The sequence below is a fragment of the Roseovarius sp. CAU 1744 genome (assembly GCF_039839345.1).
Taxonomy (GTDB): domain Bacteria; phylum Pseudomonadota; class Alphaproteobacteria; order Rhodobacterales; family Rhodobacteraceae; genus Roseovarius.
Genome location: NZ_JBDOQV010000012.1, coordinates 81037 through 101310, shown reverse-complemented (window position 1 = coordinate 101310; position 20274 = coordinate 81037). Strand labels below are relative to the sequence as shown.

At 60.0% G+C, this 20274-nt stretch carries 25 protein-coding genes; 15 read left to right on the top strand and 10 right to left on the bottom strand.

Going from position 1 to position 20274, the window contains the following annotated elements; translation table 11 throughout:
• Positions 1–92: 92 nt before the first annotated feature.
• Entirely contained in the window at positions 93–878 is a 786-nt protein-coding gene (locus tag AAFO92_RS21140) for a carbon-nitrogen hydrolase family protein (protein ID WP_347538670.1), read from the bottom strand.
• A gap of 129 nt (positions 879–1007) precedes the next feature.
• On the opposite strand from AAFO92_RS21140, the gene AAFO92_RS21135 reads away from it, so the two are divergent.
• The 9 genes from AAFO92_RS21135 to AAFO92_RS21095 all read left to right on the top strand — a co-directional run bounded on the left by AAFO92_RS21135 (position 1008) and on the right by AAFO92_RS21095 (position 8459).
• Positions 1008–1916, top strand: a complete 909-nt coding sequence (locus AAFO92_RS21135) for a LysR family transcriptional regulator (RefSeq protein ID WP_347538668.1) — start codon at positions 1008–1010, stop codon at positions 1914–1916.
• Between the two features lie 90 nt (positions 1917–2006).
• Positions 2007–2969 (top strand): agmatinase, encoded by a 963-nt coding sequence (gene speB, locus AAFO92_RS21130; protein ID WP_347538666.1) that lies wholly within the window; start codon positions 2007–2009, stop codon positions 2967–2969.
• A gap of 21 nt (positions 2970–2990) precedes the next feature.
• Entirely contained in the window at positions 2991–4067 is a 1077-nt protein-coding gene (locus AAFO92_RS21125; RefSeq protein WP_347538664.1) for an extracellular solute-binding protein, read from the top strand.
• 69 nt (positions 4068–4136) lie between these two features.
• On the top strand, positions 4137–5195 hold the full coding sequence (locus tag AAFO92_RS21120; RefSeq protein ID WP_347538662.1) for an ABC transporter ATP-binding protein: 1059 nt from the start codon (positions 4137–4139) through the stop codon (positions 5193–5195).
• A gap of 8 nt (positions 5196–5203) precedes the next feature.
• The gene (locus AAFO92_RS21115; protein ID WP_347538660.1) at positions 5204–6043 is read left to right on the top strand and encodes an ABC transporter permease; all 840 of its coding nucleotides are present in this window, start codon (positions 5204–5206) and stop codon (positions 6041–6043) included.
• The gene (locus tag AAFO92_RS21110) at positions 6040–6825 is read left to right on the top strand and encodes an ABC transporter permease (RefSeq protein ID WP_347538658.1); all 786 of its coding nucleotides are present in this window, start codon (positions 6040–6042) and stop codon (positions 6823–6825) included. Before AAFO92_RS21115 ends, AAFO92_RS21110 begins: the two co-directional genes overlap by 4 nt.
• Before the next feature lie 9 nt (positions 6826–6834).
• On the top strand, positions 6835–7422 hold the full coding sequence (nthA, locus tag AAFO92_RS21105; RefSeq protein WP_347538656.1) for a nitrile hydratase subunit alpha: 588 nt from the start codon (positions 6835–6837) through the stop codon (positions 7420–7422).
• Between the two features lie 10 nt (positions 7423–7432).
• A complete protein-coding gene (gene nthB / locus AAFO92_RS21100) occupies positions 7433–8095 on the top strand; it encodes a nitrile hydratase subunit beta (RefSeq protein ID WP_347538654.1) in 663 nt (220 codons plus the stop codon).
• A complete protein-coding gene (locus AAFO92_RS21095) occupies positions 8082–8459 on the top strand; it encodes a nitrile hydratase accessory protein (RefSeq protein WP_347538652.1) in 378 nt (125 codons plus the stop codon). Before nthB ends, AAFO92_RS21095 begins: the two co-directional genes overlap by 14 nt.
• A 35-nt stretch (positions 8460–8494) precedes the next feature.
• Here the strand turns inward: AAFO92_RS21095 and AAFO92_RS21090 are convergent, their stop codons facing one another.
• The 4 genes from AAFO92_RS21090 to AAFO92_RS21075 form a co-directional block, all read right to left on the bottom strand.
• Positions 8495–9415, bottom strand: coding sequence for an NmrA family NAD(P)-binding protein (locus AAFO92_RS21090; RefSeq protein WP_347538650.1), 921 nt, complete (start codon positions 9413–9415; stop codon positions 8495–8497).
• Positions 9416–9455: 40 nt separating this feature from the next.
• A complete protein-coding gene (locus AAFO92_RS21085) occupies positions 9456–10478 on the bottom strand; it encodes an alpha/beta hydrolase (RefSeq protein ID WP_347538648.1) in 1023 nt (340 codons plus the stop codon).
• A 151-nt stretch (positions 10479–10629) separates the two neighbouring features.
• Positions 10630–11190 (bottom strand): TetR/AcrR family transcriptional regulator, encoded by a 561-nt coding sequence (locus AAFO92_RS21080; RefSeq protein ID WP_347538644.1) that lies wholly within the window; start codon positions 11188–11190, stop codon positions 10630–10632.
• 199 nt (positions 11191–11389) lie between these two features.
• Positions 11390–12298 (bottom strand): LysR family transcriptional regulator, encoded by a 909-nt coding sequence (locus tag AAFO92_RS21075; RefSeq protein ID WP_347538642.1) that lies wholly within the window; start codon positions 12296–12298, stop codon positions 11390–11392.
• 243 nt (positions 12299–12541) lie between these two features.
• On the opposite strand from AAFO92_RS21075, the gene AAFO92_RS21070 reads away from it, so the two are divergent.
• The 6 genes from AAFO92_RS21070 (at position 12542) to cysE (ending at position 16360) form a co-directional block, all read left to right on the top strand.
• Positions 12542–12709 (top strand): hypothetical protein, encoded by a 168-nt coding sequence (locus AAFO92_RS21070; protein WP_347538640.1) that lies wholly within the window; start codon positions 12542–12544, stop codon positions 12707–12709.
• Between the two features lie 312 nt (positions 12710–13021).
• A complete protein-coding gene (locus AAFO92_RS21065; protein ID WP_347538638.1) occupies positions 13022–13630 on the top strand; it encodes a TetR family transcriptional regulator C-terminal domain-containing protein in 609 nt (202 codons plus the stop codon).
• A complete protein-coding gene (locus AAFO92_RS21060; RefSeq protein WP_347538636.1) occupies positions 13627–14505 on the top strand; it encodes an SDR family oxidoreductase in 879 nt (292 codons plus the stop codon). Before AAFO92_RS21065 ends, AAFO92_RS21060 begins: the two co-directional genes overlap by 4 nt.
• Positions 14506–14835: a putative quinol monooxygenase gene (locus tag AAFO92_RS21055; protein WP_347538634.1), complete on the top strand. Its 330-nt coding sequence runs from the start codon at positions 14506–14508 to the stop codon at positions 14833–14835. It abuts the gene before it with no gap.
• Entirely contained in the window at positions 14828–15517 is a 690-nt protein-coding gene (locus AAFO92_RS21050) for an SDR family NAD(P)-dependent oxidoreductase (RefSeq protein WP_347538632.1), read from the top strand. Before AAFO92_RS21055 ends, AAFO92_RS21050 begins: the two co-directional genes overlap by 8 nt.
• Before the next feature lie 45 nt (positions 15518–15562).
• Complete coding sequence (cysE, locus tag AAFO92_RS21045) at positions 15563–16360, top strand: serine O-acetyltransferase (protein WP_347538630.1); 798 nt, start codon at positions 15563–15565, stop codon at positions 16358–16360.
• Between the two features lie 24 nt (positions 16361–16384).
• Here the strand turns inward: cysE and AAFO92_RS21040 are convergent, their stop codons facing one another.
• The 5 genes from AAFO92_RS21040 to AAFO92_RS21020 are packed head-to-tail and all read right to left on the bottom strand — an operon-like array spanning position 16385 to position 20274.
• Entirely contained in the window at positions 16385–17020 is a 636-nt protein-coding gene (locus AAFO92_RS21040; protein WP_347538628.1) for a tetratricopeptide repeat-containing protein, read from the bottom strand.
• Entirely contained in the window at positions 16971–17678 is a 708-nt protein-coding gene (locus AAFO92_RS21035) for an ABC transporter ATP-binding protein (RefSeq protein ID WP_347538626.1), read from the bottom strand. Before AAFO92_RS21035 ends, AAFO92_RS21040 begins: the two co-directional genes overlap by 50 nt.
• Positions 17668–18435, bottom strand: coding sequence for an ABC transporter ATP-binding protein (locus AAFO92_RS21030; protein WP_347538624.1), 768 nt, complete (start codon positions 18433–18435; stop codon positions 17668–17670). The genes AAFO92_RS21035 and AAFO92_RS21030 overlap by 11 nt, the downstream gene beginning before the upstream one ends.
• Positions 18432–19412 carry a branched-chain amino acid ABC transporter permease gene (locus tag AAFO92_RS21025; RefSeq protein WP_347538622.1) on the bottom strand — a complete coding sequence of 327 codons (981 nt, stop codon included), beginning with the start codon at positions 19410–19412 and terminating at the stop codon, positions 18432–18434. Before AAFO92_RS21025 ends, AAFO92_RS21030 begins: the two co-directional genes overlap by 4 nt.
• On the bottom strand, positions 19405–20274 hold the full coding sequence (locus AAFO92_RS21020; RefSeq protein ID WP_347538621.1) for a branched-chain amino acid ABC transporter permease: 870 nt from the start codon (positions 20272–20274) through the stop codon (positions 19405–19407). The genes AAFO92_RS21025 and AAFO92_RS21020 overlap by 8 nt, the downstream gene beginning before the upstream one ends.

The window sequence follows — 20274 nt, the reverse complement described above, 5'->3', positions numbered from 1 at the left end:
ATTGCAGCGGGCGCGTTCATCACCGTCTTCCCTGAATGTGCCGGTTTCTGACGACATCATCGCCCCGTCGCAAGACCAGCCCGGCACGCAGCTCACTGATGCAAGCTCGATAGGTCCGACAGATACGGGTTGTCAGCACGGGATTGCGCATAATCCGCAGGCTCGATCCGGGCCGAAATTAACGCAGGCTTGTCCATTGGCGCAAAGGCCAGCCTTTGCCCGTCCGGGGCCACGATGGAAGACATGCCCTGATAGCTGTAACTTTCGTCGCTTCCGGCATGGTTGGCATAGACAATGAACACCTGGTTTTCAAAGGCCCGCACCGGGATAAGCTGTTGGGTAATGAAGGCGCCTGCCGGGCCTGCGGCCATGGCCGTTGGCACGACGATGACCTGCGCGCCGGCCTGCGCAAGCCTTCGGGCATTTTCCGGGAATTCGACATCGTAGCAGATCAGAAACCCCACCTTCAGCCCCTGCATGCAGGTCAGAACCAGAGACCGGTCGGGTATCTGGAAGATTGCTTTTTCATAATCTCCGTACAGGCAGTTCTTTCGATAGATCAGCGGATTGTCCGGATCGGTCCTGTTGATGACAAGGGCGCTGATGAACCGGGCCTCGTTCTCGGCTTCGGGGAACCCGGCGACCAGACCGATCCCGATCTCGCGCACCGCCTGTGTCAGCCGCTTCGTCCATTGCCCGCCGGCCGGCTGCGCCAGTGACCGCAGCGCCGCACCACCGCCATATCCGGTGACTGCCAGCTCTGGTGCGACCAGTAGATCGGCGCCGTCGGCCTTTGCGTCTCGCATCGCCTGTTCGATCCTGCCAAAGCGGTCCTCGGGGTCGCCGCCCGCCTGCATCTGGAATGCGGCAATCTTCATGAAAGAATATCCCCTTTTCAGCGCCGCATGGTCAAATTTTCAGCGCTTCTGCACCGGACCGTAGTTGTCCGGCCGGGTGTTGCAAATAGCACGTTGCAAACCAATACATTCCTCCTCATCAATGCGAGGATGAAAATCACCGGCTCGGACATCCACCTTCTGACCGTTTTCAACAGCGTCGTACGCAATGGCGGCTTTTCGGCTGCACAGGTCGAACTGGGACTCAGCCAGCCCACAATCTCGAACCATATCACCGCACTCGAAGAGCGTCTGGGCGTGCGCCTGTGCCAGCGGGGACGGCGTGGATTCATGCTGACCGAGAAGGGCCAGATGGTGCACCGGATCGGCGAGGCGCTGCTGGATTCGCTGGATGAACATTCCACCCAGCTGGCCGAGTTGAAGGGTAATCTGGTAGGCCGCCTGAAAATTGCCGTGGTCGATGCCACCACGACGGACCGTAATTTCAAACTGCCACTGGCGATCAAGCGGTTTACAGAAGCCGCGCCCGCGGTGCGGATTGATCTTGTGATCTCGGAACCGCAGGAGATCCTGCATGGTATTCTGGACGGCAGCCAGCATATCGGCATCGGTAGTTTCGATAATGTCAGCAACGGCTTGCGCCTGACGGATCTGTACGAAGAAACCCATGCTCTTTATTGTGCGGATACACATTCGCTGTTCAACGCACCCGCCGAAACCATCACGGACGATACGCTTGCGCGGCAGGTCTGGGTGCATCGCGGATACTGGAACAAGCAAAGACGGAAAACGCTGAACCTGTCCGACCGGGATCTGTTCGTGCATGAAATCGAGGCCCAGCTGATGCTGGTGCTGAGCGGGGCCTATATCGGCCTATTGCCACTGCATCTTGCCGCGATCCTGGAAGAGCAGGGTCGTCTGCGGCGCTTGCCCAAGAACCAGGCCGATTACACCTGCACCATGCAGATCGTCACCCGGTCGGGGACAACGCCCAAGGTGAACGAGGTCTTCATGTCGATACTCAAGGAAGTTTATGGCGAAAGATACATTGCGCGTTGAGAATGTAAGAGTTTGCGCAACGGTATTTTTTGCTCAGATCCCGCCCGCTAGGTCTGATGATGTCAGGAATTACAAACCACGGGAGCGGCAATGTCAGGGAAAGGCGGGGCGCAGTTTAACCAGCCACTGGGCGGCAACGAAATGCCCCGCTTCGGGGGTGGAGCCACAATGATGCGGCTGCCGGCGCAGGATACGGCCCAGGGGTTGGACGCATGTTTCGTGGGCATTCCCATGGATATCGGCACCTCGAACCGGACTGGTGCGCGCCACGGGCCCCGTGCGATCCGTGCCGAAAGCTGCATGTTGCGCCCCTTCAACATGGCCACCGGCGCCGCGCCTTTTGCCAATATGCAGGTGGCCGATATCGGCGATGTTGCGATCAATACGTTCGACCTGAAGAAAACCATGGGCATCATTACCGACGCCTACGACGAAATTCTGCGCCACGACACGGTGCCGATCACGCTGGGTGGCGATCACTCTCTGACCTATCCGGTGCTGCGCGCCATTGCGCGAAAACATGGGCCCGTGGCGCTGATCCATGTGGATGCTCATGCCGACACGAATGACGAAATGTTCGGCGAAAAGATCACCCACGGCACCCCGTTTCGGCGCGCGGTCGAAGATGGGCTGCTGCAGAAGGACAAGGTGTTTCAGATCGGCCTGAGAGGCACGGGTTACGCACCCGATGATTTTGACTGGGGTCGTCAGCAAGGGTTCACCGTGGTCCCGGCGGAAGAGTGCTGGCACAAATCGCTGACCCCCCTGATGCAAGAGATCCGCGCCCGGATCGGCGATGCGCCGACCTATCTGACCTATGACATCGACAGCCTGGATCCGGCCTATGCACCCGGCACCGGCACCGTCGAGATGGGCGGGCTGACCAACATTCAGGCGCTTGAGATCGTGCGCGGCTGTGCCGGTCTGAACCTGGTCGGGGCCGATCTGGTCGAAGTCTCACCGCAGTATGACGTCAGCGGATGTACCGCGCTGATCGGCGCAAACCTGGCCTATGAAATGCTCTGCGTCCTGCCCGGGAACCGGGCCAACTGAAAAAACCAACAGGAGATCACAATGCCCACCACTTTGACACGCCGCCGATTTCTGAGCACCACCGCCGCGACCGGGGTAGCCACCTTGGCGGCGCCCTCGATCGCCAAGGCGGCGCAGCCGCTCAAGGTCGGAACCTATGGCGGGTTCTTCGAAGACAGCTTCAAACAGTTCATCTATCCCGAATTCACCAAGGCCACCGGGATCGAGGTGAACTCGGTCGCGGTGCCCACAGGGGAAACCTGGCTAGTGCAGATCAAGAACGCTGCCCGCGCCAAGACCGCCCCGGCGGATGTCTCCCTGATGGCCGGTATCCCGCGCAGCCACGGGGCGGATCAGAACGTCTTCCGGAAGCTGGACGATTCCAAGATTCCGAACCTCGCCAACATGCCTGACCGTTTCCAGGACCGGTATGACGACGGTCGCCTGTTCGGGGTCGGGGCGGTTTCGTGGTATATCACGCTGTGCACCAATTCGGACGAAATCCCTGAGACCCCCGAAAGCTGGGCCGCCCTGTGGGACGAGACCTACAAGGACCAGATCGGCCTGCTGGGACTGGCGTCTAACTCGCACATGCTTGAGGTCACGGCGGCGACATTCTTTGGCAGCACCGACATTCTCGACACCAGGGAGGGTATTCAGCAGGTCTTTGACAAGTTGTCCGAGCTCGTCCCCAATGTACGTCTTTGGTACAAGGACGAGGGCGCGTTCCAACAGGCCCTGCAGGATGGCGAAATTCCAATGGGCCAGTATTACCACGATGTGGCGGGCCTGGCGGCGGCCGAAGGGTTCCCGGTGGTATCGACCTTCCCGAAAGAGGGCGCAATCGTTGATTCCGGCTATTGGATCGTACCCGAACACGCCAAGCCGGTCGAAGAGATCCACGCGTTCATCAACTTCATCGCGGCCCCCGAAACGCAGGCCCTGCTGTCGCGCAACGTCGGCACGGCACCGGTGATCGACCCGGCCCTGACGGATCTGTCGGCGGACGAACTGGCGGCAGTCAGCAGTCCGAAGACCCCGATCGTGCCACGCTATGACATCTACAAGGATCACGCGGACTGGATTTCTGACACCTGGAACAAGATGATCGCCGGTTAATGCTCATAGCGCCGGCCCGTCCTGCGCCAAAGAGGCGGGCCAGCGCCATCGAAGAAAGATTTCGCCCCTATGCCAGGTTTGCGCATCGAAAACGTCACCAAGAAATTTGGGTCCGTGACAGCCGTGAGCGATGTAGACCTTCAGTTCAACAGCGGCGAGATGATCTGTTTTCTCGGCCCTTCGGGATGCGGCAAGACCACCTTGCTGCGGATGATCGCGGGGCTGGATGATCCGACAAGCGGATCGATCCGGTTCGAGGACAAGGATCTGACGGGTGTACCGGTGCATCAGCGCAACATCGGAATGGTGTTCCAGTCCTTTGCCCTGTTTCCGCACCTGAACGTGGGCGAGAATATCAGCTATGCAATGCGCATTCGCGGCCACTCGCGGTCGGAATGCAGTGACCGGGCCCGGCAGTTGCTGGATATGGTGCATCTGCCGGGGCTTGAAGATCGGAACATATCGCAACTGTCCGGCGGCCAGCGCCAGCGCGTGGCCATCGCGCGGGCCTTGGCGCTGAACCCGCAAGTGTTTCTGCTGGACGAGCCGATGTCGGCACTGGATGCCAATCTTCGCGAGGTGATGCAGATCGAACTGCGCAAGCTGCAGCAGGAATTGGGGATAACGACCGTTGTCGTGACCCATGACCAGACCGAAGCGATGACAATGGCCGATCAGATCGTGGTCATGGGCAATGCCCGTGTCCTGCAGACCGGCACACCAATGGATATCTACAAGAAACCGGTCGACAAATTCGTGGCCGGGTTCATCGGCACCAGCAACCTGTTACCGGCCACGCTGTCCGGGCCCCACAGCGTGCATGTCAATGGCGCCGAACTGAAGGTTGACGGGAATACCGACAGGTTTGCCAAGGGCGACGCGGTTCTGTTGATGACGCGCCCCGAGGAGGTGGTCGTGCATCACCGGTCAGAGACGGCCATGGCCAACGCGGTCGCGGGCAAAGTGACATTTGTGCGCGACATCGGCGCCACCATCGAAATCCTGGTGGACTGCGCGGGGCACGAGGTGATCTCGGTCCTGACGCCCAAGGATTGGCCGGGCGTGAAGGTCGGCGATCAGGTGCTTGTCGAACTGCCGGCCGCCGCCTGCAGCGTGCTGGCGGCATAGGGGGCGACATGCAGACAAGCGCCTTGTCACGCTATGTGGGCCTTATCCCGTCCTCGGTGATGATCGGGGCTTTTTTCGTGATCCCTTTCACGTTGATCCTGCTGACCAGCGTTTCAACCCCGACCGAGGATGGTGGTTACGCGACCAGCTTTGACCTGCAGCATTTCCAGCGCTTCCTGACCTGGTTCTATATCGAACGGGCGCTGTTTTCGGCGGGGTTGTGTGCGCTGATTGCGGTGCTCAGCCTGCTGATCGCCTATCCGTTCACCTATTTCCTGACCACCTTCAGCGCGCGCGCGCAGACCGTTTGGCTGATCTACATCCTGGCACAGCTTTCACTGTCCGAGGTGCTGATCGCCTTCAGCTGGCAAATCCTGTTGTCCCGCACGGCAGGCGTGGCCAACATCCTTGTCTGGATCGGCGTGATCGAGAAAAGCTTTGCGATGACGCCCTCGGCGGGGGCGGTCGTGGCCGGCCTGGTGTATCTGACCGTGCCGTTTTCGGTGCTGCTGCTGTTTCCCGCGCTCAGCCGGTTGGATAAGAGCCTGATCGAGGCATCGCGTACGCTGGGTGCATCGCCGCTGCGAACCTTCTTTACTGTCGTGGTGCCCGTCACCCGCCCGGCGATTATCTCGGGCGGGGTGACGGTGTTCGTGCTGACACTTGGGGCCATCATCGTGCCGCAGGTTCTGGGCAAACCCGAACACTGGACACTTTCGGTGCTGATCACCGATCAGGCGATCTTCAACTTCAATATGCCGTTTGCCTCGGCGCTGGCGGTGGTGTTGCTGGTGCTGAGCGCTACGGTGATCTGGTTGGTGACGAAATTCTCGGGGAAAAAGGCATGAAGGGCCTGCGCAGCATCTATCTGGCGCTGTTCGCACTGTACCTGGTTGGTCCGATCCTTGTGATCGCAGCCGTATCGTTCAATGCCAAGAAGTTCCTGGCCTTCCCTCCTCGCGGGTTTTCATTCCGCTGGTATATCGAGGTTTTTGTCGCCAATGACTGGTTCACCGCACTGAAAAACTCGCTGTTTATCGCATTTGCTTCGGCCAGCCTATCTGTTCTGATTGCTATGCCGGTGGCCTATTTCGCGTGGCGATACGGGTTGCGCTATGCCAAGGCGCTGCTGGCGCTTGGAGTGGCGCCGTTCATCCTGCCGCCGGTCATCATGGCGCTGGCCTTCCTGTTGTTCTTCACCGGGATCGGTGTGAATGGTCTGATGATCAACGTCATCATTGCGCACGCGGTGTTCCTGCTGGCTCTGCCGCTGGTGACGATCTCGCTGGGTCTGGAAAGCGTCGACCGTTCGCTGATCGAGGCGAGCCAGACCATGGGTGCCTCGAATGCGGTGGTGTTCCGCACGGTGATCCTGCCGATCGCAGCCCCGTTTGCCTTTGCCGGATTTGCCTTTTGCTTCGTTCTCAGCCTGAACGAATATATCATCGCGCTGATGACGGTGGGCTTTTCGGTGGAAACATTGCCGATCAAGATCTTCAACGCGCTGCGCTATGGCTACACGCCGGTGATCGCGTCGATCGCGGTGATCTTTATGGTCATCAACATTTTAATCTTTGCCCTGATTGCGCGATTTTCGAATCTGGCGCGTATTCTGGGGGCGATGGAATAGGACCGTACCATGCCCCATGATCATGACCCGTTGGAGGAAGGCCCCGCCCTGCGCGTGCGCGCGCTTGAGGCGCTGATGGTGGACAAAGGTCTGGTCGATCCCGACACGCTGGACAGTATCGCCGAATATTACGAGCGCGAAACCGGCCCCCGCAACGGCGCGGCGGTGGTGGCGCGGGCCTGGACGGATCCCGCATACAAGGACTGGCTGCTGCGCGATGGCACGGCAGCGATCAACGCAATGGGGTTCAGCGGCTTTCAGGGGGAACATATCCGGGTGCTCGAAAACACCAAGGCCATGCACCATGTGGTCGTGTGCACGCTGTGCTCTTGCTATCCGTGGCCGGTTCTGGGCCTGCCGCCCACCTGGTACAAGAGCCCCGCCTATCGGTCGCGCGTGGTGCGTGAACCCCGTGTGGTTCTGGCGGAATTCGGGCTCAGGCTGCCGAAGGACGTTCAGGTCAAGGTCTGGGACAGCACCGCCGAGATCCGCTATCTGGTCCTGCCGCGCCGCCCCGCAGGAACCGATGACAGATCAGCCGAGGAGCTGGCAGGCCTTGTCACCCGCAACGGCATGATCGGTACGGCGCTGGTATAGGGGCGGCAGGATGGACGGAATTCACGATATGGGCGGCATGCACGGATTCGGCAATATCCCGTGCGATCAGGACGGGACATTCGACCACGACTGGCAGAAACGCGCCTTTGCCCTGACCGAGGCGCTGGCCTGGTCGGTGCCTTTCTGCGCGGACGAGCACCGCCACGCGATCGAGCGCATCGCGCCGGAAGAGTATCTGCGCCGCGACTATTTCGAGAAATGGGCGATTGCCGCCGCGATGCTGGTGCAAGAGGCCGGACTGGTCGATCAGCAGGAACTGGACACGGGACGCAAACGGTTCGACATCGTGCAGGAAGGTCACGCTGCCGCCGGCCCGGCAGAGGTACTGGCGGCCACCAGAGCCGGGGCCGAGATGACATTCCCTTCTGCGGCGGCCACACCGCGCTTTGGGATGGGGCAACCGGTTCGCGTTCTCGCCAACAGCCCCGCCGGGCATACCCGCGTGCCGCGTTACGCGCGCAAGCATGTGGGCTGCATTACCGCGAATTCCGGCGTGTTCCAGTTTGCCGACAGCATGGCCGCGGGGCGGGGCCCGTGCCCGCAGCATTGCTACACGGTGGAGTTTCTGGCGACGGATCTGTGGGGAAGCGCAGCGGACCCCAACGGGCGTGTCTGCCTGGATCTGTGGGAGAGCTATCTTGAACCCGCTTGATCAGCACCGAGAGGTCATCGCGCAGGTACGCGGCGCGATTCCGGCGATCACCGATGAGGGTCCGCTGTTTCGTGCCCCCTGGCAGACCCGTATTTTTGCCCTTATCGTGGCGATGGTTCAACAAGGTCATTTTCCCTGGACCGCGTTCCAATCCAGATTGGCCGCACTGATACCCAAACGGGAACAGAGCGAACCTGCCGAAAGCGCCGGCGCGGTTGAAGACCGCTACTTCGATTGCTGGCTGCAGGCGGTCGAAGAGACCTTGACCGAGCAGGGGTTGCTGAATGCGCAAGACGTTGGCGGCAAGATCTTGCTCCTGCGCCAGACCATCGCGGATATCAGAGAGGGTCAGACGGCGGATTGAGCTTCTGCCCGGTCTGCCGATCCGGGCGTGTCACATCAGAATACCGCTTTGTTTTCCTGAAGGAATGTTTCAAGGGACTGCGGTGGTGTGCCGGTGATGTCCACGATCGCAGTATTTGTTCCCCCGAACTTTCCGGCGGCATAATCCTTGGCCACTTCGGTCAGGTGCTGCGCAAGGAAATCGACCTCTGCCAGCTTCGCGGTCAGGTAGGCTTCAGGCTTGTCTAGATGTGAATGGAGAATTTGCTGCTTGATCGATTCACAGAAATCCGTCGCGGGGATTTGCAGGTATTTGAGGTTGCGGCCAAGCGTGGCCCCCAACTGGTTTACCATCGCTTCGGGCGTCACCTCTTCTGTGCCGACCAACGTGTATGTCTGGCCGATATGGGCATCGGGTGATCGCAGCAATTCCGCAATGACCCTTCCCTGGTCGGGGCCGGCAATTGGTGCATGGGTGCCACCGCCAAAGGGCAGATAGATGACGTCACCGCGGGTCAGCATGGGGGCCGTTCGCGTCATCCATTCGGCAAAGAAAGTCGGGCGAAGATGGGTGACCGGAACACCGGACCAATCCAGCACGCGTTCTGACAGCCAATGCGCCAACGCGGCTTTGCTGGTTGCGTCCGGGCCTGCCGAGATCTGCGACATGTTGACGATGTATTGAACGCCTGCTTCCCGCGCGGCTTCGGCGAATTGCACCGTGGCGGATACCAGCCCCGGCCGGATCGGGTAAACGAAATAGGCGCTGTCAACACCGGCCAACGCACGGCGAACATCCGCGAAATCCGATATGTCGCCGGTAAAGATCTCGACGCCCATCTGCTCAAGCGCCTTTGCCCGATCATCCGCAGTGCGGACAAGCGCCCTGATCCGGATATCGCCGCCTATCAACTGCCTCAACGCGTGCCCACCGGTTAATCCGGTGGCGCCGGTGATCAGAATTCTCTTTCCGTTCATCGCCGATATTCCTTCTTTCTTGCCAGGTCGCCCCGGTGGCTCAGTTGGAGGTCAGCCAGTCCTGCAGCACGCGGTTCATGCGTTCTGGCTGGTCGTGCTGGGCGAAGTGGCCGGCATCGGGCCAGATCGCAAGCGTCAGGGGCGCCGCCACGTAGTTCCAGCTATCGTTGAGCCCGGACACCAACAGAAACGGATCTTGCGCCCCAAAGATCACGAGCGTGGGCACGGTGATCTTTGCCGGTTCCGTGTCATAGGGGTGGTAGGGACGCTGCGGATAAAGCGTTCGGTAATAGTTCAGCATCGCGTTCATTTCCGACCGGTCCATCGCCGCGTTGTGACGCATCAGGTAGAGCGGGTCCGATATCCAGCTGCTGATCTGGTCACGTGTGATGGCATCGGCCGCGCCCGGACTGCGAAAGAAATCGACATATTGACTGGCCGCTTCCTGCGCGGGATTTGTCGCAAGCGCCTGTGCCACCGACCACGGGTGAGGAATGTTGACGATCGCCAGACGCGAGATCAACTCCGGGCGACGCATCGCCACATGCCAGGCCACGAACCCGCCCCAGTCATGCCCGACCAGGGTGACCGGGCCGGACCCGATATCGTTGATGACCGCTTCGACATCCGCGATCAGGTGGTCGACTTCATAAGCGTCGGGCGCGATCGGCTGCTCGCTCAGGTTAAAGCCTCTCAGGTCCATCGCGGCAACGTGGTGATTTTCCGACAGGGCGTCCATCTGCCGCCACCAGGTCAGCCAGTGGTCCGGAAAGCCATGCAGGAAAAGAACCGTGTCACCCTCTCCTGTCGCGGCGTAGTGAATATTGATGCCAGATGTTGAAACGGTGTGATGCGCCACGCGCTCTTCGAATTCCTGTAACTCGCCCGCGTTGGTCTGCATGCCCGTCAGCAGGACCATAGTGGCGGCAATCAGGGCCCAGACCTTGGGCTGCCGACGGACCGCCGATTTCGGCCTGCGAGAGGTACGAACGCGATCTTGCGGTGAGTTTCTCCGGGTGTTCACCACGTTCCCGACTTTGGCAGGCAAAAGATCTGATCGCATTCACGTGACTCCATTTGGCTCCTATGGGGAGATAAGATTATATTCATAATCTAAACAAGGAAAATCAGTTCAGAGCTCGATGAAAATTACGTGAGGCGCAGTATCTGCGGTTCACGCGTGCCAGGATTGAATGTTCGGATAGATTAAGGGCTTAGCGTGACAGTCCAGAGGTACCTTCAGTCATCGCAGCAACGATTTCCGTCCGCAGATCGCTGTCTCCAACGGCGCGTGCCAGTATCAGCGTGCCGACCAAGCCGCTGATGAGATTTAGTGCCTTTGCCCGATCCATGGGTGCATAGCCGCCCAGCAGGTCGAGCGATTGTTCGATCGCGTCAGCGAAAATCGCCTCTGCTTTCTTGCCCCGACGCGGCGCCTCGCTTGCCAAGGTGGAAAATGCACACCCAACGCCCCGATGCGCGATATGATCCTGTGCAAGATACCATTTGCAGAAGGCTGAGATGGCATCGCCCTGTGCCGTTTCCAGAGTTTCCCGCCACGCCGTCTGGTTCTGCTCAAGCGCGCGCTCGGTTGCTTCCAGCCCCAGGGCTTCCTTGCTTTCGAACTGTTTGTAGAACGCTCCGTTCGTCAGCCCGGCCTGTTTCATCAAGGGTGCGATTCCGATGCCATCGAACCCCTGCTCGCGGAACAGCCGCGCGGCGGCGTCGACAACAGCTTCGCGGTTTTTCCTGGCGGTCTCCCTGTCGACACGCATGGGTATTCCTTTCGGCAACTGCGAGAGAGTCAGCGCGAAATCTAAAGCCTGACATTTTGGATTACAATCACAATCCAAAAGCAAGACAGACCATGAACCGCCCCACCCCCGCGCGCTAGGGGTCATCAAGCCGGTCTATCTGCGCGATCCTGATGTTGGCCTCGTCAAGACTTCGGAAACCCGGCAGTTGACCGAACAGCTACGCTTCATTGCCGTTTTTCGCGTGCTTGAAATGGTCTGCCAGGAACTCGACGAATACTCTGGTTTTAGGGGCCAGGTTGCGCCTGTCCGCGAAGGCAACGGTGATGTCGGCGTGTTTCTGGGTGTATTCCGGCAGCACCCGGACCAACGCGCCCGACGCGATGTCGAGGGTCACAAGGTACGTAGACAACCTCGCGATGCCAAGGCCGGCCAGCGTCGCCCGATAGACAGTATCTGCGCTATTGCCCTGGAAGTTTCCCGTCGCCCCGACATTGTATTCAATGCCCCCCATCTCGGCACGCCAATCGTTGCGGTCGGCGGCGTCAGATGTCCGCAGGCAGTTGAAATTTACCAGGTCGTCGAACGAAACCGGCGAGCCGTGACGCTCGATATACTCGGGCGATGCGCATAGAATGCGTTCGTTCTTCATGATCTTTCTGGTAATCACGTTCGGGTTTTGCTGCTGCTCCGCAAAATTGATGGCCGCGTCAAAGTCCTCTTCTTCGACGTCGATCACCCGGTCGGTCAGCTCCAGTGAAAACGTAATCTCCGGGTAGCTACTCAGGAACCTTGGCAGGATCGGTATCAGCTGCGCCTTGCCGAAAGCCACGCTGGAAGCGACATGCAGCACGCCCCGGGGTCTTCCACCGAAGCCCGAGATAAGTTCCTCGGCCTCACAATAGGTGTCGGCGACGGCGCGGCATTTTTCGTAAAACTCCCTGCCCTCGGCGGTTAACGAGACCCCTGTTTTTTTGCGGTGCAGCAATCGGTAGCCGGCATGATCTTCCAATTGCCGGATCTGCCTGCTGACCGTCGATGGCATCTGTCCGGCGGACCTAGAGACGGCAGAGATACTGCCCATTTCTACAACCTTTACAAATAGTAACATCTGAGATGAAACATCCATGCTTCTGAATTATCCTTTCAAAATTTGCATAGCCCCTTTGCTCGATCATCGGGTAGATAGCGCTATCTCGGCGCGCTATATCTGCAGTGCAGCATAAATTCTGCAGCGCAGCAAGAGTAGGAAGCCAACCCGATGACAATTGCAAGCGTCCACCTGGACGGACGGCAAAACAATCGAGGGCCGTGGTCAAAAAAGCGGCAAATTTGGCGGCCTATGCCCGCAGGAGCGAACAAAGGAGCAGCGATGATGCACCATGTATTGTCGAAGATACGAACAAGGATTCAGATCGCTCGGATGCAATCGGTGCTCAACGGATATACCGACGAGCAACTGACGAAGATCGGGGTTGAACGCAGCGATATCAGGCGCCACGCAGAGACGCTGGCGACCTATGAATACGATGGTCTCTAGTTGCTCCTGCGGAAGCAGACGACTGGTGCACCAAAACAGATTCAGCGCCTTCCCAAACGGATTGGCCCTGAAAGGTGTCGGCTCTTTCTCCTCCCAGAGTCAGCTAGACACCGATGATTGACGGTCCTTCCTCCCGAAGCCGTTAGTTTGAGCCGGCGCCCCTTCCTCCTCCCTGGGGTGCCGGCTTATTCCGTTATTCAGCTAGCCTGAAAAACTGTTGCATGGGCGTTCACGCCGTCGTGAGTTTTTGTTAATGTCCATTAATAAGAGACTGGTCTAATAACGGTGCGAACGCAACGTTAGGAGTTCGGAATGGCGCGCCCGCATGACCAGAAAGCTTATCTTTCCAATCGGGAAAAGCTGCTGGAAGCCGGAGAACAGGCGATCCGGTCAACAAGCTACGCACAGAGCGGTATCAATGGCATCCTTGCCAAAGCCGCCGCGCCAAAGGGATCCTTCTACCATTACTTCGATTCCAAGGAAGCGTTCGGAATCGAGGTTGCCCGCCGCTACCATGAAAGACAGGTTGAATACGCAAGAGACTGCCTTGGTGATCCCTCAACACCGCCATTAGCACGCCTGCGCTCCTTCTTTGACGGCGCGCGCGCGGACATGAAAAGCCGTCAGTACACGCAAGGCTGCCTGATGTGCAACCTGTCAACCGAACTGGCGGACAAGCGGCCGGCCTTCCGGGCGGAGCTGGATCAACATTGGGATGAGCTCGTTGCCGAGCTGACCAACTGCCTAAGCGCGGCGGATCTGTCGGAAATCGGGCTTCAGCATCTCAGCCCTTCCGATGCCGCCGACTGGCTCATGAACGCGTGGAGCGGGGCGCTTACCCGGATGAAGGCCAGCGGCAATGACAAGCCGCTGGCGCTTTTCATGCGCACGATATTCAAAACAGAGGAAACCCAGAAATGACTACGCAAAAGACGATCCTAGTCACCGGAGCCAGCCGCGGCATCGGGCTGCTTACGGCAAAAGTGCTCGCGACGCGAGGGCACAAGGTTTACGCGGGGATGCGCGATGTGAGCGGGCGGAACAAGGAAGCTGCAGATACCCTTGTCGCCTTCTCGAACGAGGTCGCCGGCGGTATTGAACCGATCGAACTGGATGTGACCGTTGATGTGGCCTGCGAGGCGGCAATCGCCAAGATCGAGGCGGCGCAGCCGCTTGATGCGCTGGTCAACAACGCAGGCGTTATGCCGGTCGGCCTGACCGAGGCCTTCTCACTCGACCAGGCAAAGGAACTGTTCGACGTCAACCTCTATGGCATCATACGCATGAGCCGCGCCGCCCTTAGCCATATGCGCCCACGAAAATCGGGGCTGATCATCAACCTCAGTTCGGCCGCGGGACGGTTTGGCATGCCCTTCTTCGGGCTCTACTGCTCCAGCAAATGGGCGATGGAAGCTTATTGTGAGGCCCTGCACTACGAACTAGAACCCTTTGGCATCGAATCGATCCTTGTCGAACCCAGTGGCCACGGGACCGACCTCGTCACGACATCGCCCGCTCCGAACGACACGACGCGCGTGCAGGAATATGGCGATCTGGCAAAGGGCCGGGACCGGCTTCTGGGGATGTTCCAGGGCATGTTCGATCAGGGCGACACCAGCACGGACGCCAACAACGTCGCCGAGCGTATCGCCGATCTGGTCGAGATGGATGCGCCGCGTCCGATCCGTACGCAGGTGGGCCACGATATGGGCGTCACCGCTGTCAATGAAGCTGTCGCGCCGATCCAGGCCGAGCTTATCAAGGGTCTGAAACCTGTCTACATGGGAGAAATGTAAATGTCTGATACTAAGAAACTGTTCCTTTTCGCGACCATCCAGCCCAAACCGGAGCATTTCGAAGAGGCCAAGGCCGCGCTGGACCGGATCGTTCCGCCGACACTGGAAGAAGTCGGCTGCCATGTCTTTTCGGCCTTCGAAAGCAAGACCTCGGACCATACCCTGAACCTGTTCGAGTGCTTCGAAGACGAGGACGCGCTGGATCTGCACTATGCGCAGGATTACACGAAAGAGGTCTTCAAACAGTATGAGGATTGGCTGCGGGCACCCGTCGAGGTCGTAAAGATGTCGGCAACATCGCCCGTGTCTTGGCAACAGTTCCATGAATAAGATCGCCCTGATCGTTGGCGCGGGCCCCGGACTCGGGGCCTCGCTTGCCAGGACCTTTCAGCGCGCAGGATATGATGTGGCGGTCGCGTCGCGGCATCCGGATGCGTTGCAAGGAATGTGCAAGGAGACAGGCGCCAGGCATTTTGCCTGTGATGCGTCCGACGCGGCCAGCGTTCAGGACCTGTTCACGCAGGTTGACGCGGAACTGGGGGCGCCCGATCTGGTCGTCTACAATGCGGGCGCCTATACCCGCGGCCCGATCGCCGAGCTCGATCTGGACGTGGTGCGCTCAACCCTGTCGGTGAACGGGTGGGGGGCACTGGTCGTGGCCCGCGAAGCCGCCCGGCGGATGATCCCGCGGGGCAGCGGAACGATGCTGTTTACCGGCGCCTCGGCAGGTCTGAAAGGTTTTGCGGAATCCGCCCCTTTCGCGATGGGCAAATTTGCATTGCGCGGGCTTTGCCAAAGCCTGTCGCGCGAACTCGCACCCAAGAACGTCCACGTTGTCCATGTTGTTCTGGACGGCATGATCCTGCAACCGGAACGCGGACATCCCTACGACAACCCCGACACCACGCTCCATCCCGAGGAAATAGCGCGGACCTATCTTGAGCTTTCTCGGCAGCACAACAGCGCCTGGACCTACGAAATCGAACTGCGCCCGCTGGTCGAGAACTTCTGACTTGCCTGGCCAGTATCGGGCGAACCCGCGGCGAAGGAGAATACCGTGAAAGTGATAAGAGCAAACGGCCATTCGCGGCAGGATATGTGGCGAGCCCTGTTGGCAGAGGTTGATCGGGTGGGCGCGCAGGAACCGATCCTGCGTGACATCCTTGAACCCCTGGCCACGGCACGCTCGCTGGAGTGGATGCTGGCACAGCAGTTGGCAGCAGTGCTGCGAACCGATAGAGCAGAAGGTCAGGCGCTGTCGGACCTGTTTGCCGAGGTATTGCTGTCAGACCCGTCGATTGCGAACGCCGTGGTTACGGATTTCGAAGCCGTTCGCACACGGGATCCCGCTTGCACCAGCTTCCTTCACGCGCTGGTCAATTACAAGGGGTTCCAGGCTCTGCAGGCGCATCGGATCTCGCACAAGCTGCTGCATGACGGCCGCGCCGAGCTTGCAGCCTGGCTGGCGAACCGCGTCTCGTTTGCCCTTGGCCCGGACATCCACCCCGCGGCAAAGCTTGGCAGAGGTGTACTTGTTGATCACGGTTCCGGCGTTGTGATCGGGGAAACGGCGATTGTCGAAGACAATGTCTCGATCATGCAGAACGTGACCCTGGGCGGCACAGGCAACGAGGTCGGGGACCGCCATCCGAAGATCGCGCAGGGGGTCATGATCGGCGCGGGCGCAAAGATCCTGGGGAACGTGACGGTCGGCGCCATGAGCAAGGTCGCAGCCGGCAGCGTCGTGCTGAAAGACGTTCTTCCCAATTGCACGGTCGCCGGCATTCCGGCGAAGGTCGTGCGCTGGCACCAATCCGAACAGGTGCCGTCGCAATCGATGGACCAGAGCATCTAGCGCAGTACAGGATCAGCGGTATTTCTACTGCCGTTCCGGGGTACGGGCCTGGTCGACATGTTCGCCGGCAAGCAGCAACGCGGCAGAGAGGTATATGCGCGTGTCATCGAACACGTTCGGTTTCTCGCCCCGCCAGCGGGAATAGAACCGCAGGTCCGTCGCGCGACCCTCGGACAGGTCATTCAGGGCCCGGGCGGTCTCTTCCACGAATCCAAGCAGCCGTGCGCGCATGTTGCTGTGGTAGGTGTCCCGGTGCCGGGCCTCCATGCGCAAGTGAAATAACGAACTGCGCGCGCGCGGCGCAATGGTGATGTCGGGCAGCCGCTCTGGAACCCTTTGCCAGAGCGCCCGCGCCCGTGCCAGCCGCCGGGCACCGGTGCCTGTCCGCCCACGGCGCATCGCCATCAGGCCGGCATTCGCCAGGCTGGTCGCATAGCGCGGGTCGGTTCGCGCAAAGCACAGCCATGCCACCAGGTGTGCCAAACGAAATGCCCGCGCCGCCGGACCGGTCCTGCCTTGTGACAGGGCCGCGTTTCCGGCCTCGCTTAGCCGCTCCCAGATCAGATCGGCGCGGCGCCACCCGGCCTGCCGGGCCATGCGCATCTCCGGATCAGATCCCCAGATACGCGGCGCGAACATGGTCATTGTCGTGTAGTTCATCTGCGGGTCCCTCCAACGCCATGTTGCCGGTTTCCAGTACATAGGCATGATCGGCCAGTTCCAGCGCCAGCTCGGCATTCTGCTCTACCAGCACCACCGACAGGCCCTGCGCGTTTATCTCTTCGATGATCTGCGCGATTTCCTCGACGATGACCGGCGCCAGACCCATCGATGGCTCATCCATCAACAGAAGCTTCGGTGCCGACATCAGCGCCCGGCCGATCGCCAGCATCTGCTGTTCGCCGCCCGACATCGTCTTGGCCATCTGGCGACGACGTTCCCTGAGCCGTGGGAATCGCGCAAATACTTTCTCAAGATCGTCTTCGACCGCGTTCTTGTCGCGGCGCAGAAATGCCCCGGTGCGCAGGTTCTCCTCGACCGTCATGTCGGGGAATATTCGGCGACCCTCGGGAACATGGGCAATGCCGCGCGCCACGATCTTGTCGCTGGTCAACCCGTCAACGCGGGTGCCTTCGAAATGGATTTCGCCGCCACTTAGGGGCACCATGCCGGACATCGCCCGCAAGGTCGTTGTCTTGCCCGCGCCGTTGCCGCCGATGATGGTGACGATCTTGCCCTCGGGCACCGAGATCGAGATCTTCCGCACCGCCGACACCTTGCCGTAGTTGACCGAGATATCCTTCATCTCAAGCAACATGCCGCGCACCCCCCAGATAGGCTTCGATCACGGCGGGGTGGTTGCGGATCTCATCCGGGCCACCTTCGGCCAGGAATTTTCCAAAACTCATGCAGGTGATGGTGTCACACAGCCCCATGATCGCCTGCATGTCATGTTCAACGATCAGGATTGTAAGCCCCTCGTTGCGCAGCTTGCGCATCAGCTCCATCATGGCGCGCGTTTCTTCCGGGTTCATGCCGGTGAAGGGTTCATCCAGCAACATCACGTCCGGGTGGCTGGCATAGGCAACCGCCATGCCTAGCGCCCGCTGGTGGCCGTGGCTGAGATCGCCGGCCAGATCATCCTTCAGGTCCGCCAGGCCGAAGAACTCCAGCGCCTCGTTGGCCCGCGCCTCGGCCCCGCGCCGGTCCTCACGGTCCCAGCCGATGATGGCGGCAAAGATATTGGGGCGGAACGGCATATGGGTGCCGACCAGCGCGTTGTCCATGACCGTCAGTTCGGCAAACAGGGTCGAATGCTGAAAGGTGCGGACGACACCGCGCCGCGCAACCTCGTGCATCTTCAGGCCTGAGATATTTTCACCCCGCAGGCGGACATGCCCCTCGGTCGGTTTGTAGAAGCCCGAGATCATGTTGAACGTGGTGGTCTTGCCCGCCCCGTTCGGCCCGATCAGCCCGTGAATCTCGCCATGTTCGACCCGAAAACTCAGCCCGTCTACCGCGGTCAGACCGCCAAAGCGCATGGTCAGGTTATCGACTTCAAGGAAATGGGTCATGTGTTTGCCTCCTGCCGCGGCGCGCTTTCGGCCGTGCGCTTTGTGGTGAACCGCTGAACCACGCTTTCAAGCCCCTTCGGCATGAACAGGATCGACAGGATCATGATTGCGCCGTAGATCAGCGGGCGCATCTGCTCGAACCCCATTTCGCGCAGGATGATCTCGTTCAAGACGGTCAGCACCACGCAGCCCAGGATTGGCCCATAGAACGTGGCGGTGCCGCCGACGATGGCCCAGGTCAGGACAAACACCATCAGGTCCACGTCAAAGCTGTTTGGATTGATCGTTCCCAGGTAATGTGCCTGCAGCGCGCCGCCGATACCGGCAAACCCGCTTGCAATCGCAAAGGCCAGCGTCCGGTAAGCACGCAGGTTGACGCCGGATGCCTCGGCCAGCTTGTCCTGCCAGTGCACCGCGTGGAAGGTCAGGCCAACGGGGCTGCGCTCGATCCGCCAGAGGATCCACAGGCACACCAACACCACCACCCCGGAGAGGTAATAGTAGCTGACCGGCTCGAAGAAATCGAAATCGTAGAAACCGATCGAGAAATCCGGCATCGGGTCGATCCCCTTGATCCCCTTCGGCCCGCCGAACGGGTCGCGGAAACGTTTCCAGAGCAGGCGGATGATCTCACCGGCGGCAAAGCTGCCGATCAGGAAATAGAACCCCTTCATCCGAAACAGCGGAAAGGACAGCAGCACCGCCAGCAGCGCCGCCGTGATCCCGCCCAACAGGATGCCGACGGGCACGTAGATGCCCAGCTCCTTGGTATAGAGCGCGCTGGCATAGGCCCCCACGCCCATGATGACCACGTGACCCAGCGACCATTCGCCGGTCAATGTCAGCAGGCGGTAAGAGGATACCAGCAGGATGTTGATCGTCAGGAATACGAGGATTTCCTGCTGTGAGAAGCTGAGAGCGTGTGGCAGGCCGATCAGCGCGGCCAATCCGGCGGCCAGAACGATCAGGTTACGCACGATCCGCACTCCCGAACAGGCCGGTGGGCTTGACGATCAGGACCAGCAGCATCAGCGACAGACCGACGATATCAGCGATCACCCCGTCATAGAATGTCGTGACGAAAGTATGAACGATGGCATAGGCGATCGAGGCAACGATTGCGCCCTCCAGCGATCCCACCCCACCCACGATGATGACGATGAAGGCCGTGACGATTACCGAATGTCCCATATGGGGCTGAACCGAAACAAGGGGCGCTGTCAGGGCACCCGCGATACCCGCCAGCCCCGCGCCGATGAACATGGCAATCCGCGCGGTTTGCGTGATGGAAATACCCTGCAGCGCCGCCGCCTCGGGATCCTGCGCCGCGGCACGCAACGCCCATCCAAAACGGGTTTTCTTCAGGAAGATCCATAGCGCCGACAGTAGGACGACCGCCGCCAAAATCACATAGAGACGGGACAGCGGCAGCCGAACACGATCGGAGAATTCGATCACGTACTGGGTCACTGGCGGGATATGCTCCATCCGCACGCCGAATCCCATCACCGCCAGCGATTGCAGGATCAGCAAGAACCCGATCGACGCCACCAGCCCGCCCAGCGGATTGCCCCTGAGCGGCCGGAACAGCGCCCGCTCCATCGCCAGCCCCAGACATCCGACGAAAAGTAGCCCCGCGGCGATCGCCACCAGGAAAGGCATCTGAAAATCCGAATAGAAAAGCACCACCGCATAGGCGCCCGCCATGTAGAGCTCGCCATGGGCGAAATTGATCACGCCCATGACGCCGAATATCAGCACCAGGCCGACCGCGATCAGCGAAATGTAGCTTGCGGCATAGATTGCGTTCAGCCCGGTCTGCATCAGTAGATCAGCCAT